General features: G+C 45.5%; 13 protein-coding genes and 1 pseudogene. 4 read left to right on the top strand and 10 right to left on the bottom strand.

The annotated features are described in order from the left end of the window. Positions 1 to 107: 107 nt before the first annotated feature. Both Q4Q49_RS02355 and Q4Q49_RS02350 read right to left on the bottom strand, forming a co-directional pair. Positions 108 to 1652, bottom strand: coding sequence for a recombinase family protein (locus tag Q4Q49_RS02355; protein WP_311998530.1), 1545 nt, complete (start codon positions 1650 to 1652; stop codon positions 108 to 110). 42 nt (positions 1653 to 1694) lie between these two features. Beyond that, positions 1695 to 1943: pseudogene (locus tag Q4Q49_RS02350) on the bottom strand (FKBP-type peptidyl-prolyl cis-trans isomerase N-terminal domain-containing protein); the annotation flags it as partial. A 245-nt stretch (positions 1944 to 2188) separates the two neighbouring features. On the opposite strand from Q4Q49_RS02350, the gene Q4Q49_RS02345 reads away from it, so the two are divergent. Further along, positions 2189 to 3538 (top strand): TIGR00366 family protein, encoded by a 1350-nt coding sequence (locus tag Q4Q49_RS02345; RefSeq protein WP_311998529.1) that lies wholly within the window; start codon positions 2189 to 2191, stop codon positions 3536 to 3538. A gap of 74 nt (positions 3539 to 3612) precedes the next feature. Here the strand turns inward: Q4Q49_RS02345 and Q4Q49_RS02340 are convergent, their stop codons facing one another. The 5 genes from Q4Q49_RS02340 to Q4Q49_RS02320 form a co-directional block, all read right to left on the bottom strand. Beyond that, positions 3613 to 4080, bottom strand: a complete 468-nt coding sequence (locus tag Q4Q49_RS02340) for an Sbal_3080 family lipoprotein (protein WP_311998528.1) — start codon at positions 4078 to 4080, stop codon at positions 3613 to 3615. Positions 4081 to 4162: 82 nt separating this feature from the next. Beyond that, positions 4163 to 4702 (bottom strand): DUF1294 domain-containing protein, encoded by a 540-nt coding sequence (locus tag Q4Q49_RS02335; RefSeq protein WP_311998527.1) that lies wholly within the window; start codon positions 4700 to 4702, stop codon positions 4163 to 4165. A gap of 38 nt (positions 4703 to 4740) precedes the next feature. Beyond that, a complete protein-coding gene (locus Q4Q49_RS02330; RefSeq protein ID WP_311998526.1) occupies positions 4741 to 5937 on the bottom strand; it encodes a DUF418 domain-containing protein in 1197 nt (398 codons plus the stop codon). 168 nt (positions 5938 to 6105) lie between these two features. After that, positions 6106 to 6543 (bottom strand): nucleoside deaminase, encoded by a 438-nt coding sequence (locus tag Q4Q49_RS02325; protein ID WP_071938312.1) that lies wholly within the window; start codon positions 6541 to 6543, stop codon positions 6106 to 6108. A gap of 65 nt (positions 6544 to 6608) precedes the next feature. After that, positions 6609 to 7526, bottom strand: coding sequence for a LysR family transcriptional regulator (locus Q4Q49_RS02320; protein WP_311998525.1), 918 nt, complete (start codon positions 7524 to 7526; stop codon positions 6609 to 6611). 136 nt (positions 7527 to 7662) lie between these two features. On the opposite strand from Q4Q49_RS02320, the gene xapA reads away from it, so the two are divergent. Further along, entirely contained in the window at positions 7663 to 8490 is an 828-nt protein-coding gene (gene xapA / locus Q4Q49_RS02315) for a xanthosine phosphorylase (protein ID WP_311998524.1), read from the top strand. A 243-nt stretch (positions 8491 to 8733) separates the two neighbouring features. On the opposite strand, the gene Q4Q49_RS02310 is transcribed toward xapA, so the two are convergent. Then, on the bottom strand, positions 8734 to 9234 hold the full coding sequence (locus Q4Q49_RS02310; RefSeq protein WP_107402348.1) for a hotdog fold domain-containing protein: 501 nt from the start codon (positions 9232 to 9234) through the stop codon (positions 8734 to 8736). Positions 9235 to 9459: 225 nt separating this feature from the next. Between Q4Q49_RS02310 and Q4Q49_RS02305 the strand changes: the two genes are divergently transcribed. Both Q4Q49_RS02305 and Q4Q49_RS02300 read left to right on the top strand, forming a co-directional pair. Further along, positions 9460 to 10374, top strand: coding sequence for a DUF368 domain-containing protein (locus Q4Q49_RS02305; protein WP_311998523.1), 915 nt, complete (start codon positions 9460 to 9462; stop codon positions 10372 to 10374). A 202-nt stretch (positions 10375 to 10576) separates the two neighbouring features. Next, a complete protein-coding gene (locus Q4Q49_RS02300) occupies positions 10577 to 12166 on the top strand; it encodes a hypothetical protein (protein ID WP_311998522.1) in 1590 nt (529 codons plus the stop codon). Between the two features lie 51 nt (positions 12167 to 12217). Here the strand turns inward: Q4Q49_RS02300 and Q4Q49_RS02295 are convergent, their stop codons facing one another. Together Q4Q49_RS02295 and Q4Q49_RS02290 are read right to left on the bottom strand one after the other, a co-directional pair. Further along, complete coding sequence (locus tag Q4Q49_RS02295; protein ID WP_220592378.1) at positions 12218 to 12877, bottom strand: transcriptional regulator; 660 nt, start codon at positions 12875 to 12877, stop codon at positions 12218 to 12220. A gap of 50 nt (positions 12878 to 12927) precedes the next feature. Next, positions 12928 to 14202: an L-serine ammonia-lyase, iron-sulfur-dependent, subunit alpha gene (locus Q4Q49_RS02290; RefSeq protein ID WP_311998521.1), complete on the bottom strand. Its 1275-nt coding sequence runs from the start codon at positions 14200 to 14202 to the stop codon at positions 12928 to 12930. Positions 14203 to 14210 lie beyond the last annotated feature (8 nt).

The following is a 14210-nucleotide window of genomic DNA, read 5'->3' as shown; positions in this document are numbered from 1 at the left end:
ATTTTATAGACAGTTTGATTAAACTCAAATTACGTGAGTACGTGAGTAGATGCTAATTGTCTCTAACCACGTACTGGTTATGATTGCAGCTATAAGCTTATTAAGTACTATAATTGCTGAGCTTGTGTGTGCCAGCCACTCGGAAGCTCCGTGTCTGCTAATGCATTTTTAAGCTGCTTACGTTGGCCTTTTATTTCGCTGATACCAAACTTGTCATTTTTGAAGTGTACTTGAAAGTTGATATCATTAGCGTTGCTAACAATCACAATTTTAGTTATGACCTTTTGAAGCTCAAGATTAACTAAACGCCTTAAATCTACATTATTGTGATCAAGTGCTAACTTTGTTTCAATACGTTCAAGCTGTGGTTTTGTCCGTGTGTCTTCTAATGTGAATAGTTCAGCCTTTGCTTGTTTTAGCTGAGCTTCAATATCCTCATACATCGCAATTGCGCGTGAGTTGCCCTTTGCTACAAGCACAAGCAGGTTTTGAGCTTGTTCATCAAGTAGTGTTATTTGAGCTTTTTTATCTGTGATTTCGTCTCTAGTGTCTACTTGTAGTTTGCTAAATCGTAATGACCTAAACCAGTTTAATATAGTGAACTCAGTATCTGGTAAGTTGATTGCTTTTGCTTTGCATTGTCCTGTCCCGACTCGACCACTACAACGCAAATAAAGCATTTTGACCTTAATACCATTCCTAGTTGTATCGCTCAAATTAGGCTGATATGTATAGCCGCATTCACCACACACTAACAAACCACTGAATATGTTTTGCATAGCATGAGTTTTAGTCTTAGTTCTTGTGCGGTTTATTCTAATTTGTTGTGCTTTGTTAAACGTGTCAATGTCGATAACAGCAGGGTAATAGCCATATATGATGTTGTCTTTATGTGCTTCGATTGAGCTTATGAATGCGCCATATGTTGAAGGTGATTTTATTATTTTAACAATGCGCTGTTCATTCCACGTTGGTTTGTGCTTATGTAAGTTTTCGCGATAAACGGGATATTCAATCTTTTCAGAGGATAAGGTTTTAGCTATAACACCACCACCGCAACCGTTAATGTACATTTCAAAAATACGTTTAACTAAAGCTGCACGTTCAGGAATGAGTTCAATCTTTTCGTTTTTAACTTCCATCCAAACAGGTACTAAACTGGTTATAACTTTGCCTGTATCAGATGCTTTTTGTTTAGCTGTTTTATAAGCTTGCTTCGCCCTAAGTGCTTTTACCTTTGATTCATTATGAGCGCGCTCCATTACTGCAATAGCAATGTGTATTTTGTGAGTATCTTCGCGGTTATAAACGATACCAGTTGAAACTTCGTGGACTTCAACACCACTATTAATGATGTCCATTAGACGCGGTAAAGCGTCCATTGTGTGCTCACGTCCTAAACGGTCTAATGACTCAACGACTAAAGCGGCAGGAGTATCAACTTTACCTGTTTTTATAGCGTCTAGGAACACGCCTAAGCGTCCTTGCATTTGTCTGCCGTGATATCCGCTTGCTATGTCTTGAAAGCTGTCTAACTGTATCTCAAGCCCTATGGCATTAGCATAGGAGTGGGTGAGTTCAAGCTGTCTATCTAGGCCATCGCCTTTTTTCTGTGTTTTTGTACTGATGCGGCTGTATATGTATGCTTTCATTGCTTTTAATTTAACTTAGGTGGCTAACTGTAGTTACAATGTTATGCGCGTGCCATGGTAATGCACTGTCACTGTATCGCTGGCTTTAGGATGAACTGTGCCATCGCCCTTAGTTAACACTTGATATTGCAAACCCGAAGCTGTGGTGATGACACCTTCTTTGGTTTTGTTTTGCGTTAAAAATTCATTGCCTAAACGGATATTCTCTTGGGCGGCTTTTTGGCCGTTCATCGAGGTAAAGAAGTAAAAAATCACCCCAGCAATCACAGCAACGGCAAGTAACATTTTCATATAAAGAGCACCTTAGTTAATTTTCGCCATATTATCAGTTTTTTAGCTTGAGATGCTATTGGCACTCGCACCTGCGTTGAGCGGGATATCTGCAGCTACCACTTCAAGGCGTTAAAAATCCCCTCAAGACTTTATCCCGCTTTAGAGATCGCTTAATCTGTGGGCTTAAGACTCAATAAAAATTCAATAAAAATTCAATAAAAACAGATAAAAACTAGAATTTAGATAATAAACAAGGAAAGTCTATGTTAAACAAAGCGGCAAAACCTTTGGTCAAACTCGTCGATCGATATCTACCCGATCCCTATATTTTCGTCCTTTTACTCACCTTAGTGGTGTTAATTGCAGCTGTGGTCGCAGAACACAAAAGTCCGCTGGAAGTCATCAATTACTGGGGTGATGGCTTTTGGACCTTGCTGAGTTTTTCGATGCAGATGCTGTTAGTGCTGGTGGCGGGATTCATGCTGGCAAGCTCACCGCCGATTAAAAAGCTGCTCGATGCGATTGCGGGGTTCGCTAAATCGGCACCGCAAGCCATTATTTTAGTAACCTTGGTCTCACTGGCCGCCAGTTGGGTTAACTGGGGATTCGGGCTAGTGGTGGGCGCGTTATTTGCCAAAGCCTTAGCTCGTAAAGTGAAAGTGGATTATCGGCTGCTGGTCGCCAGCGCCTATTCTGGCTTTGTGGTTTGGCATGGTGGGCTTGCGGGTTCTATCCCGTTAACCATAGCAACGGCGGGGCATTTCTCCGAAGCACAAATTGGCATTATCCCCACTAGCGACACCATTTTCGCGAGCTTTAACTTACTGTTAGTGGCGATTTTGTTTGTGGTCATGCCATTAGTGAATCGTTTCATGTTGCCTGAAGACAAGGACAGTATTTATGTCGACCCAAGCGCTCTGGACGATAAAGTAAGCGAACCCGCAGTTTCGGCGCTTAACCCTGCCAATGTGGGCGAGTGTCAGCTTGAAAGCCGACCTGCGGATAAGTTAGAAAATAGCCGCTTACTCGGCTGGAGTGTCGGTGGCGCTGGGCTTGTGTACTTAGGCTATTACTTTTGGGTACAGGGCGGCAGCTTAAACCTTAACTTAGTGAACTTCTTATTCTTGTTTCTCGCCATCCTCTTACATCAAACGCCACGCAGTTTATTAACCAGCTTGAATGAGGCCATTAAGGGCGGCGCAGGGATTGTGATCCAATTCCCTTTCTATGCGGGCATTATGGCGGTGATGGTGCAGTCGGGTTTAGCCCAAAGTATTTCGGAAGGTTTTGTGGCCATAGCCAGTGCCGAGAGCCTGCCATTTTGGAGCTTTATCAGTGCAGGAATTGTAAATATTTTTGTGCCATCGGGAGGGGGTCAGTGGGCCGTACAGGCGCCGATTATGTTACCCGCTGCGCAGGCCTTGGGCGCCGATGTTGCTCGGGTAGCTATGGCCGTAGCTTGGGGCGATGCCTGGACTAACCTTATTCAACCTTTCTGGGCACTGCCCGTGCTGGCAATTGCAGGCTTAAAAGCGCGGGATATTATGGGATTTTGTTTAATGCAGTTGATGATCACAGGCGTGATTATCAGTATCGCGTTGAGCTGGTTTTAAAGATAATAAATAGTGCAAAACTAAACAGGGTAATTCTATGATTACCCTGTTTTTTAGTTAAGGTTTCAATGATATTAATCGCTTGAACCATTTACTTTTTTTGTTGCTTCATCAGCAGTGATTTGACCAAATAGAGCTGACATCATATAGCTAATACGATTCGCAGCATTACCAAACTTACTCGGGTTCGCAGTATAGGGTACTTGAAACTTAACACTGCCAACTCTTTGGCCATTCTGAAATGCGTTAATTTCAGCGCTTTTTAAATATAATGCCAAGTCCCAAGTCCAATTACCTTCATATTCTAATGTGAGTTTATTAAAATCGTGTTTAGAACCATCAGGCTGCACTGTGTAGGTGTAATTATTTGCTTTTAGCCATGTCTCCATTGTTTCTTGGAAGCCGTCACGTGTTTCTTTATCTTTAATAATGACTATTTCTACATTGTTAGTATTTGTTTCTATTGGTTTTGCTGTATAGCGAGGTGCGGCACAACCCGATAGTATTGCAACACCCAAAACTGCAACTAAAAATTTTTTCATAATTTAACCTTTTGTTTTTGTATTAAAATAAGTTAAAGCGTTTTAGTGACAAACTTTAGATTTTCATAGAATCCATAGCTTGCTAGATAAACATATCTACGGCGCCGGTTTTTATGCCATAACCCAGCACGGCTAAGTTAGCGACAACGGTGAGCCAGAAGACGTTTCTAAATGAGGCTTTAACTGACTTGTGCCTTAACACGTTTTGGGCAAATAGGGCGCCCGGCCAACCGCCCATGAGCGCCAGCAGATGCAAAGTGCTTTCTTTAGTGCGCCATTTACCGCGTTTTGCGGCGGATTTATCGATAGCGTAGGCGATAAAGGTCAGAAGGCTCAGTGTGAGGTACATGCCCGCAATGCCGTAGGGCAGCATATGTTGCTGCGCTGCGCCGATTAAACCAGCAAGAAAAATCACCACCAATAACAGCGGCATAAGGCGTGAGCCTGAAGTGGCTGTATTGGATTTTTGAGTACGGCTACTTTGGGCGCGATTGTTTGTTTGGGCACGATTATTTGAAGTGCGACTGTTCTGAGCGCGATTGTTTTGTGGTCGACTCTTTTGAGCACGATTTGTTTGAGGTGAAGCGCTGTTGCCCGTTTTGGCCGGTTTTTTGTTCGTCATTATCTGGTATCAATCTCGTGTCAGTGTTTTTAAGCTTGCTAGCGTTCTTGTGATGCTGCGTATTTTTTAAACGCGAGGTGGCGCCAAAGTTTCTCCAGCGGCCCTTGCTTGAAATAGCGTAAATACAGGCTGGCTAACAGTAATTGCATTACTGAATAAACCAGCGCTATGGCCATGTATCCCCATCTGTCTAGACTCAATAGCAATTCGGGGGCGAAGTGCCTAAACACTAACACGCCAACGATGGATTGCAGAATATAGAGGCTAAAGGCGAGTTTGCCAACATTTTGCAGTGACGTGAGTCTATTAGGATTATTTTGGCAAATTTTAACCATAATATGAATGTAAATCAGCGCCATAGGAATAGCGCTTAGCATGATTAACACATCTGAAAACGTGACTAGAATAGGGTTTTCCGTAAAGTCTAAACCAGTATCGAGTAGCGATACCGTCAGGCTGGCTAGCACTAATTTCAGCAGTTGTGGCTTGCTAAACCCTCGCTCAAAAGTCCCCTGTTGATACAATGCCATGCCAAGCAGCATCAAGCCCGCCGTAAACCACATTATGGTAAAAGGGATCACCAGCGCCATATAACCCACTTGCATCAAATGCAGAAACAGTTGGTCGGCATAGCCTGAGGTCCATGCGCTGTATTGCTCTGCAAATAGACTCGATTCTCGAGTGAAAGGTTCATCGCTGCCCGTAAGGCTAATCAGCGTGATGATTACTAAGGCGCTTAAAATAAAAATATTCGCTTTGCGCTTAAGGGCTTCAATACTTAAATCTTTGTAACACAAAGCTAAAAATCCGCTGATCCCATAGGTTAATAAAATATCACCAGGCCAGATAATGATGCCGTGGAGTAGGCCAAACACCATTAGCCATTTCAAGCGTGAGCGCAGTAAAGGATAAGCTTCTAGGGCTTTGGCGCTAAATCGCTGATATTGAATAAAAAGCCCGACGCCAAATAAGATGGAAAACAGACTGATAAAGCGCGCCTCGATGAAAAAGTTACTGAACACTTTGATTATGTGATCCGACAGCGGCGGCGTTTCGTGGGGGGCATAGCCAAAAAAAGTAATGCCCATAAAATAGATATTCATAAAAAATATCCCCAACACGGCTAAGCCGCGAATAGCATCGAGATTGGCATTACGTTGTGCGGGTATCGCCATGACGACTGGCTGTGTGGAGTCTGTTCTTGACCAAGGGTCTTTAGGTAAATTGGCTGGCACGTTAGCTGAGTTCCTTTCGCTAGTAGGCATGTTCGACTTTTCACTGGGATTTGGGAGGGCTAGCCTAGCAGGCACTAGCCCCCAATGAAATACAGCCAATACAAAAAGTGAAATACAAAAAAGATAGCAAGTGAAATATAGAAAGTGACTGAGAAGAGTGAAGATCCACTACTCGCCGATATCTTCGTTCCAGAGTGTGGGATGGCTAGCGATAAAGTCGTGCATCAGTTGTTTGCACTCGGCATTATCGACCACAGTGACATCCACACCGCGGGATTTAACATAGGCTTCTGGTCCTTGGAAGGTGGTGTTTTCACCGACGATGACTTTAGGTATGCCATAAAGTAATACCGCGCCGCTGCACATGTCACAGGGCGATAGGGTGGAATACAAGGTTGCTCTTTGGTACTCGGCGGCACTAAATCGGCCGGCATTTTCGAGGCAATCCATTTCGGCATGCAGTACTGAACTGCCTTTTTGTACCCGTTTATTGTGGCCGCGCCCGACGATTTTGCCATCTATCACTAATACTGAACCAATGGGGATGCCGCCCTCGGCGAGTCCTTGTTTGGCTTCTTCAATGGCTGCCGCTAAAAATTCATCCATCTTGATATCCTTAAAATATGAACCCTGAATATTAAACTCAGCATAGCACTCGTTTGGTGGACAATCTAAATGGTTTTGATTTGTTGCTTTAATAAGTCCCTCAGGCTATCGAGAATTGGCTGCGAAGCCATTTCTGGTCGATAAATCAGGCAGATATCGGCGGGGATTGTTTTTTTTAATTTAATAAACTTTACCCTAGGCCAAGGTTGTGAAGCATAACTTTGCGGCACTATGGATACCCTATTATCGCCAGCGATGATGGCCATCAAGCTATTGGGCTCGACCATTTCCTGTACTAATTTCGGCATAAATCCTGCGGCCTGACAGCTGGCGATAATCAAATCGCTAGAGGCGGAGTTGGCACGGCTGAGTAAGGTGAAGGGCTCATCTTTGAGTTCACTCAAGTCGATGCTTTTACGTCTGGCTAAGGGATGTTTATTTGCCAGCGCTAACACCATAGGTTCGCTGGTGATGGTTTCGGCGATGAGGTGCGGCAGATTTAAGGTGTCGGCGTAGCGCACTAGGCCAAAATCGATTTCTTGATGCGCTAAGGCGACTTTTTGAGTTTCAGGTGATAACTCTTGAAAGATCAGCTCATTTTCAGGGCATTGCTTGCGAAAGCTTTTCAGTATGTCACCAAATCCCATCCAAAAAAGCGAGCTCATGATGCCAATTCGAATATGGTTTCTATCGAGTCGCCCAAGCTGAGCCACTTGCTCCAATGAGGTATTCACCAGCTCGAATATTTGCTCGCACTTTTCTCTTAACAATTGGCCATAGGGTGTGAGCTCCACTTGTCGAGTGCTGCGGGTGAACAGCTCTACGCCAAGGAGTGATTCTAACTCTTTGATTTGTGCGCTCAGCGGAGATTTCGATAGATGAAGTTGCTCGGCAGCAGCGGTAAAGTTTTTCACTTCAGCCACTCGATGAAAATACCGCAGCATCTTCAGGGTGACGAGTTCTGGTGCGTTTATCTTGCTCATCTCAGGCTCACTGCTCTTTAGTTATTGTCCTTTTTATCAGCACAATAGTGCGATTAATCGCGATTATTTGCAACCCTAAGCCCGCTTATACTAAGGGTCGTTTACTCTTTCATTCCTTTGCTATGAGGTACCTTGTATGAGCCATGATCCTATTATTAATGCCCTTGCGACGATTCGAGCCCGTAAACCGAATTTCTCTCCCCGCGCTGCTATGATTTTGGGCTCAGGGCTTGGCGCGTTTGCCGATAATTTAGATAACAAAGTAGTGATCCCCTATGAAGAGTTAGACGGCTTTCCCGTGAGTACCGTCGTCGGCCACTCGGGAGAGCTAGTGCTAGGCAGCTTACATGGCGTAGACATAGTGTGCATGAAAGGCCGTGGGCATTTTTACGAGCACCAAAGCATGAAGGTGATGACGACGCCGGTACGTACTTTCAAACGCTTAGGGTGTGAATTGTTACTGGTGACTAATGCTGCGGGGTCATTACGACCAGAGCGGATCGGCGTGGGTTCATTAGTGATTTTCAGCGATCACATCAACACTATGCCGGGTACGCCCATGACGGGCGCAAACGATGACAGCTACGGCCCGCGCTTTTTTAGCTTGGCCAATGCTTATGATAAAGACCTCAGAGCTGAAGCCTTAAGTGTCGCAAAAGCCGCAGGCATTGAAGTGAATCAAGGGGTCTTTGTATCTTACTCTGGTCCGTGTTTTGAAACCGCGGCCGAAATCCGCATGATGCAAATTATCGGTGGCGATGTAGTGGGGATGTCCGTGGTGCCAGAGGTGATTTCGGCGGCGCATTGTGGTTTGCCCGTCTTGGCTGTGTGCGCCATTACCAATATGGCCGAAGGATTGGGGGATGTGCAGTTATCCCATGAACAAACCTTAACATCCGCTAAGCTTGCCGAAGCTGACTTTATCCGTTTAATTGAGCGTTTTACCGCCAGTCATTTTGCTTAACATCTGGTTTAACTGGGCTGCTATTTTAAAAGCTCGTATTTAATAGGTCGAATTAAGCTCTCGTATTTAAGATCTCATATTTAAGAGTTCGGATTTAAAAATCCGCACTTAAAAGTGAGCGAGCAAGGCGGCGTGCAATTGCGCTATCCGAGTTTTTTAACGAAATACGGCTGAAGGCTAAAAAGGGGGCTTAGCTCCCTTTTTAGCTGCTGACATTAAGCCGCAGCGCTCGATGCAAAACGCTTATTTCTGCGGCTTTTCTGAAATCCACAGCTTGATATGGCCCTTAACCACAACTACACCTTGGGTGTCGTAGGCGGTAACGGGAACCAACATATCGCCCGGAGTCCATTGATCTGGCGTCACTTCGGCGATACATAAAATATCGCTGCCCGCTTTAGCGGTATAATCCAAACTCATGCCCTTAGGGATCCAACGTAAATGCTTTGGAATTGAGGCTTCGGCCATCACGCCCATGGCCATTTCTAGACCATTACAAATCGCAATCACATGCACAGTTTTTATATGATTATGAACGGCATGGCGTTTTTTAATTAAACAGGCGCAATGATTAAGGCGTAATTCAGTGATCAGTGGTTTGATGGTGCCGAAATAGGGGGCCATGCGTGAAACCATGATTGAAAACAGTTTTTGGCCGAAGGGATAACGGCGAGTCTTGTGGTAGAGCGCGAGCACTTTATTTGGTTTTTGTTCTGCAGTGCTAGAAGAATCAGTCTGGCTCATGGTCATCCTTAATTAATGATGCAAAGGGGGATTGTTATCTTGAGCCTGTTCCAAGTTGGGTTTGGACTGCTCTGGTCGGATGAGTGTAACATTAGGATAACAACAAATACCAGTCGGCATAATTAAGCAAACTTCATTTCGCGGTTTTTAGTGTAACACCGTATAATTGCGGCCAATTTGTCGTTTAGCGGCAATGGCATATTGATTTAACTACAAGGACTCACAGTGAAATATTTGCTGACGTATTTTAAGGGAATGGCCATGGGTGCTGCCGATGTGGTGCCAGGCGTTTCGGGCGGCACCATAGCGTTTATTACCGGTATTCTTGATACCTTGCTCGACAGTGTAAAACGTATCAATCCTTCCCTTTGGGGCGTGATTAAGTCGCAGGGCATCAAAGGGGCATTTGCCCATATCAATGGTGGCTTTTTAGTGAGTCTGCTGGCGGGGATCCTAACCAGTATTTTTACCTTTGCTAAGTTGATCTCTTGGTTACTAGCGACGCATCCGATCCCGATTTGGTCGTTCTTTTTTGGGCTTATTCTTATCTCTGTCGTGCATATGCTTAAGCAAGTGAGTGGTTTCACTATGGCACGTTTAGGTTTATTTGCCTTAGGTGTGCTGGCCGCATGGGCGATAACTGTGCTGAATCCGGTCGCGGTAGAAGCCAGTTATATGAATATCTTCTTCGGCGGCGCGATTGCGATTTGTGCTATGGTGTTACCGGGGATTTCAGGCAGTTTTATCTTATTATTGTTAGGCTTATATCCCGTGGTTTTAGCTGCGGCTAAAAATATTCAGCTGGATATTTTGGCCTGTTTTGCGGTTGGCGCTGTGATGGGATTACTGACATTCAGTCATCTATTGTCGGCACTGCTGCGTAAGCACCACGATGCCACTATCGTGTTTCTAACCGGATTAATGTTAGGCACCTTAGGTAAAATTTGGCCATGGAAAGAAACTTTAACTTGGCGGACTAACTCCCACGGTGAGCAAGTGCCTTTGCTGGAGCAAAATATTTCGCCGCTTAATTTTGAGCAAGTGACGGGCCAACCTTCGCAACTCGCCTTTGCGATTGTGTGTATGCTGGCGGCGATTGCACTGGTATGGGGGTTAGAGAAAGTGGGTAAAAGAGATTAATCCTTTATTTAATACCCTTGGTATAACGTTTTCCCTATCAAAGCAGCGAGCCTTCGCTGCTTTGTTGTTTTGCCCAAAAGGCATCAGATATTTAATTTTCATGGTTTTTTTGTACAATACTTAGCCTTTGCAGAGGTGTGCCTTTGGTTGAAGGCACCTGTATAAATTCAGTATGAGTTTGTCGTTACGATAAGGATGTTTTGTGAATAAGAATACCGTGTCATGGGCGGGCGCCGCGCTCGCTTTCTTCGCGTTAACCCATGTGATTACCAATAGTATCAATAAGCAAGATGTCGGGCTCTCCTCTGAGCAACGCACGCAGATGGAAAACACCTTGCAGCAGTATAGGCCCAAGGGCAAGGCATCTCAATATGGCCAATATGCTCAAGCCGATAATACCAATCTCACAACTGACAACTCCCTCAAGAATGTCCGGCATATCTACAGTAATAAAGGTGCTTTTGCGGCACTTAGGCTGGATGGCAGCGTGGTGACATGGGGCGATCGTCAGTGCGGTGGCGACCATAGCGCCGTGGCGGCTGAATTGGTTAATGTCAAAACTATATTTGCTTCGGATTCTGGGTGTGGTTTTGCAGCATTAACCCAAGACCATCGACTGGTGATTTGGGATATGGGGGATGCACCAGCATTACTTAAAGATAAATTCACGCAAGTGGCAGATTTTGTAATGCGTGATGATCTGTTTGCCGCCATAAAACGAGATGGCAGCGTCATCAGTTGGTCTATCGTGGATGGGTCTTTGGATGAATTAAATCACGGAATTTATTCAGCGCCAGCGTTGAAGAATGTGCAGAGTGTGAGTATCAATGATGCAGCATTTGCTGCGTTACTACAGGATGGCACTGTGGTGACCTGGGGTTCGGCCTATCACGGTGGTAATAGTCAACACCTTGCCGCAAAACTTAAGAATATTAAAGCCGTTTATGCGGCGCCAAGTGCCTTTACTGCCGTGACTCAAAACGGGGAGCTAATGTCTTGGGGGAGCGTCAATGATGGTCAAGAAAACCAAAGACAACTGGCTAGACTCAGTGAGTTTACGGCAGTTACCAAAGTTGTTCATTCAGTATTTGGTTTTACTGCATTAATGGCCGATGGAAGAGTCTATGCGTGGGGTGAAGGTTTTTTGCCAGAGAGTCGTGTACTTTTTCCGTTAGCATTAGCGAACTCGCCTGCTAATAGCCAAGAAAAAGTCATTGATATTGTAGCTAATGATGGCGCTTATGCTGCGTTAAAAGCGAATGGCGATGTTGTAGTTTGGGGTCATAAACGCCATGGCGGTAATGCTTCGGCCGTGCAAAACAAGTTGCAACATGTACACGCACTATATGCGATAGATACGGGGTTTGTTGCGCTGCGAGAGGATGGCACATTAATAGGTTGGCAAGGAGCAGAGGATTTAAGTGGTGAACCTATGATGCAAGAGATTACCGATGTAGTTCAAGTGGTTACGTTAAATCAGAGTTATGCTGCGTTGAAAGCGGATGGCACTGTAGTAGAGGATAGCGCGGGACCTAAGCTTGGTGTCTCTGAGGTTATCGAGCTTATCCCAAGTGTTATGGGATTTACCGCTAAGCGACGTGATGGGATCCTTTCAGTTTGGCAATTTGGCGGGCTGAGTTGGCATGCTAAAAAACAAGATATTGATCTAACCGATGTCATTGAGGTGCGTGGCAACATATCAAACATGGTAGCGCTCACTTCTGATGGTAAAGTTTTGACGTGGGATCTCTTAGGGAGTGGCGGTGAAGCTGATGCTGATATGTCATATTAAAACGAGGCTGGAATATTTCATTTCAGCCCGTTGATTCAATCATGCACGCAATTAAGCTTGATTGGCTTTGATTTCCCGCAGATAGCGATAAATGGAATGTACCGAAATCCCCAATCGAGTGGCCGCGACTTGGGCGCTGTCCTTGAGTTCGAAAATCCCTAACTCATGCAATTGGTTAACGATTTCGCGGTTCTTCTGTGAAGGGGAAATCCCAGCGTTTGAGCGCACTTCATGGTTGATACTGTCAATCGTGCTATGGAGCGCTTCATCGATATTGCGGGCAAACACCTCGGGCGAGCTGGTCAGTTCGCTGCCAAGGAGTTGCTCTGGCATCATAGTGCGCAGCACAGATTGCAGTGGTGCATCCATGTCGCTGTTAATGCACAGCAAACCTATGGGCTGATTTTTACTGTTGCGGATCACCGTCGTGATCGATCTCAGCGTCTTACCATTGGCGCATTTCGTTAGGTAAGAGTTAGAAATATCCTGACCTGTCTTGAGTTTAAGCAAGGCAAGGTTGGTTATCGGCGCACCCACTTCTCGACCTGTAACATGGCCATTGGCAATTTTGACCACAGACGGATGTTTCGCATCTAGGCTGTGCAATACCACTTCTGTGTGCTGACCATACATAGCCGCGATGCCATCGACGATATTTTCGACAGATTTCAGAATGTCCAGATCACTTTGCGTTAAATCTTGCAGTTTCACAATTTCAACCTTTGGTTATTAACCCGCTAATATTCAACGGGTTAAAATCATTATGCCGACATAATATCGATAATAGTGACATCTGTGGATGACATGCCATTGAGGATCATTTTGCCAATGTTTTTAATGGTTTTTTCAACATCGGTTGCAATAATACCTTGGCCGGAGACATTGTGACTACTGAGCGCCATCAAAAATGAGCGCACGGCCGCACTGGAGGACGTGCTGACCTTCATAGCGCAGGAAGCTTTAGCGCCGTCACACACCATGCCCGAGCTATCGCTGATCACGTTTTGAATCGCGAAACAGGATTGTTCGAACGAACCTCCCGCCAAATACACCATGGCCATAGACGCGGCGGCGCTGGTGACTGTATTGCCACAAAATGCCGACAGCGGCGGGTAATGGGACTTGATATAAATTGCCCCGAGATGGCTCATGATCAAGGCGCGGGCGAGCTGTTCTTCTGAAACCTTATAGCATTGCGCCGTTAATACCACGGGAATAGTCGCGGCTATGCCTTGGTTGCCACTGCCAAGATTACTCATGGCGGGCAAGTTCGCACCGCCCATGCGCGCATCGGAGGCGGCAGCCGTTAACATCACGATTTTATTGAGTAAATCTTCACCGATAATGCCGGCAGCTATGCCGCTTTTCATGGTGCGGCCGACTTCAAGCCCATAGGGATTCGCCATGCCTTCATCGGATAATTTGCCGTTTAACTCAGAGGCTTCGAGGATGAACTTGATCTCTTCGAAGGGGACTTCTTGGGCGAAGCGATAAATGGATTCGATAGTGATATCCACGCCTTCACAGATGGAACCCGTGGCTTTAGCTTGCGTGCTATCGGTACTGAAGACGGATTCGCCGTTGAGGCGCTTTTCGGCAATAAGCGTATGGCCACCACAGATTTTCACTAGGGCTTCGCGGTCGCCTTTTTTTGCGATAACGCAGCAATAAATAAACTCCGCCGTTTCAGTGCGCTCGACTGTGACTTTACCCGCATCGATCAGTGCCTGTGCTTTGGCGACTTGCTCCGGCGTGATCACTGCTAATACTTCTAAGCCCGCATCAGGATTACCCGCAATGGCGCCTGCCGCAGCCGCAATCGCAAGACCAATTTTGCCTGTACCAGGTACAAACACACCCATAGAGTTTTTATAAAGATTGTCAGACACTTGTACTGCAATTGAATCGGGTTCAACACCCAACAAGGCGCGGGCGACGGCGGCGGCGTAAGCGGCGGCGATGGGCTCAGTGCAGCCTAATGCGGGCTTAACGACCTGTTTGATGATGTTAATATACTGCTGCCATTGGGGTTTCATCAGCTTAC

This window comes from Shewanella sp. SP1S1-7 (assembly GCF_031932105.1).
GTDB classification, from domain to species: domain Bacteria; phylum Pseudomonadota; class Gammaproteobacteria; order Enterobacterales; family Shewanellaceae; genus Shewanella; species Shewanella baltica.
This window is presented reverse-complemented; position numbering and strand designations above follow the sequence as displayed.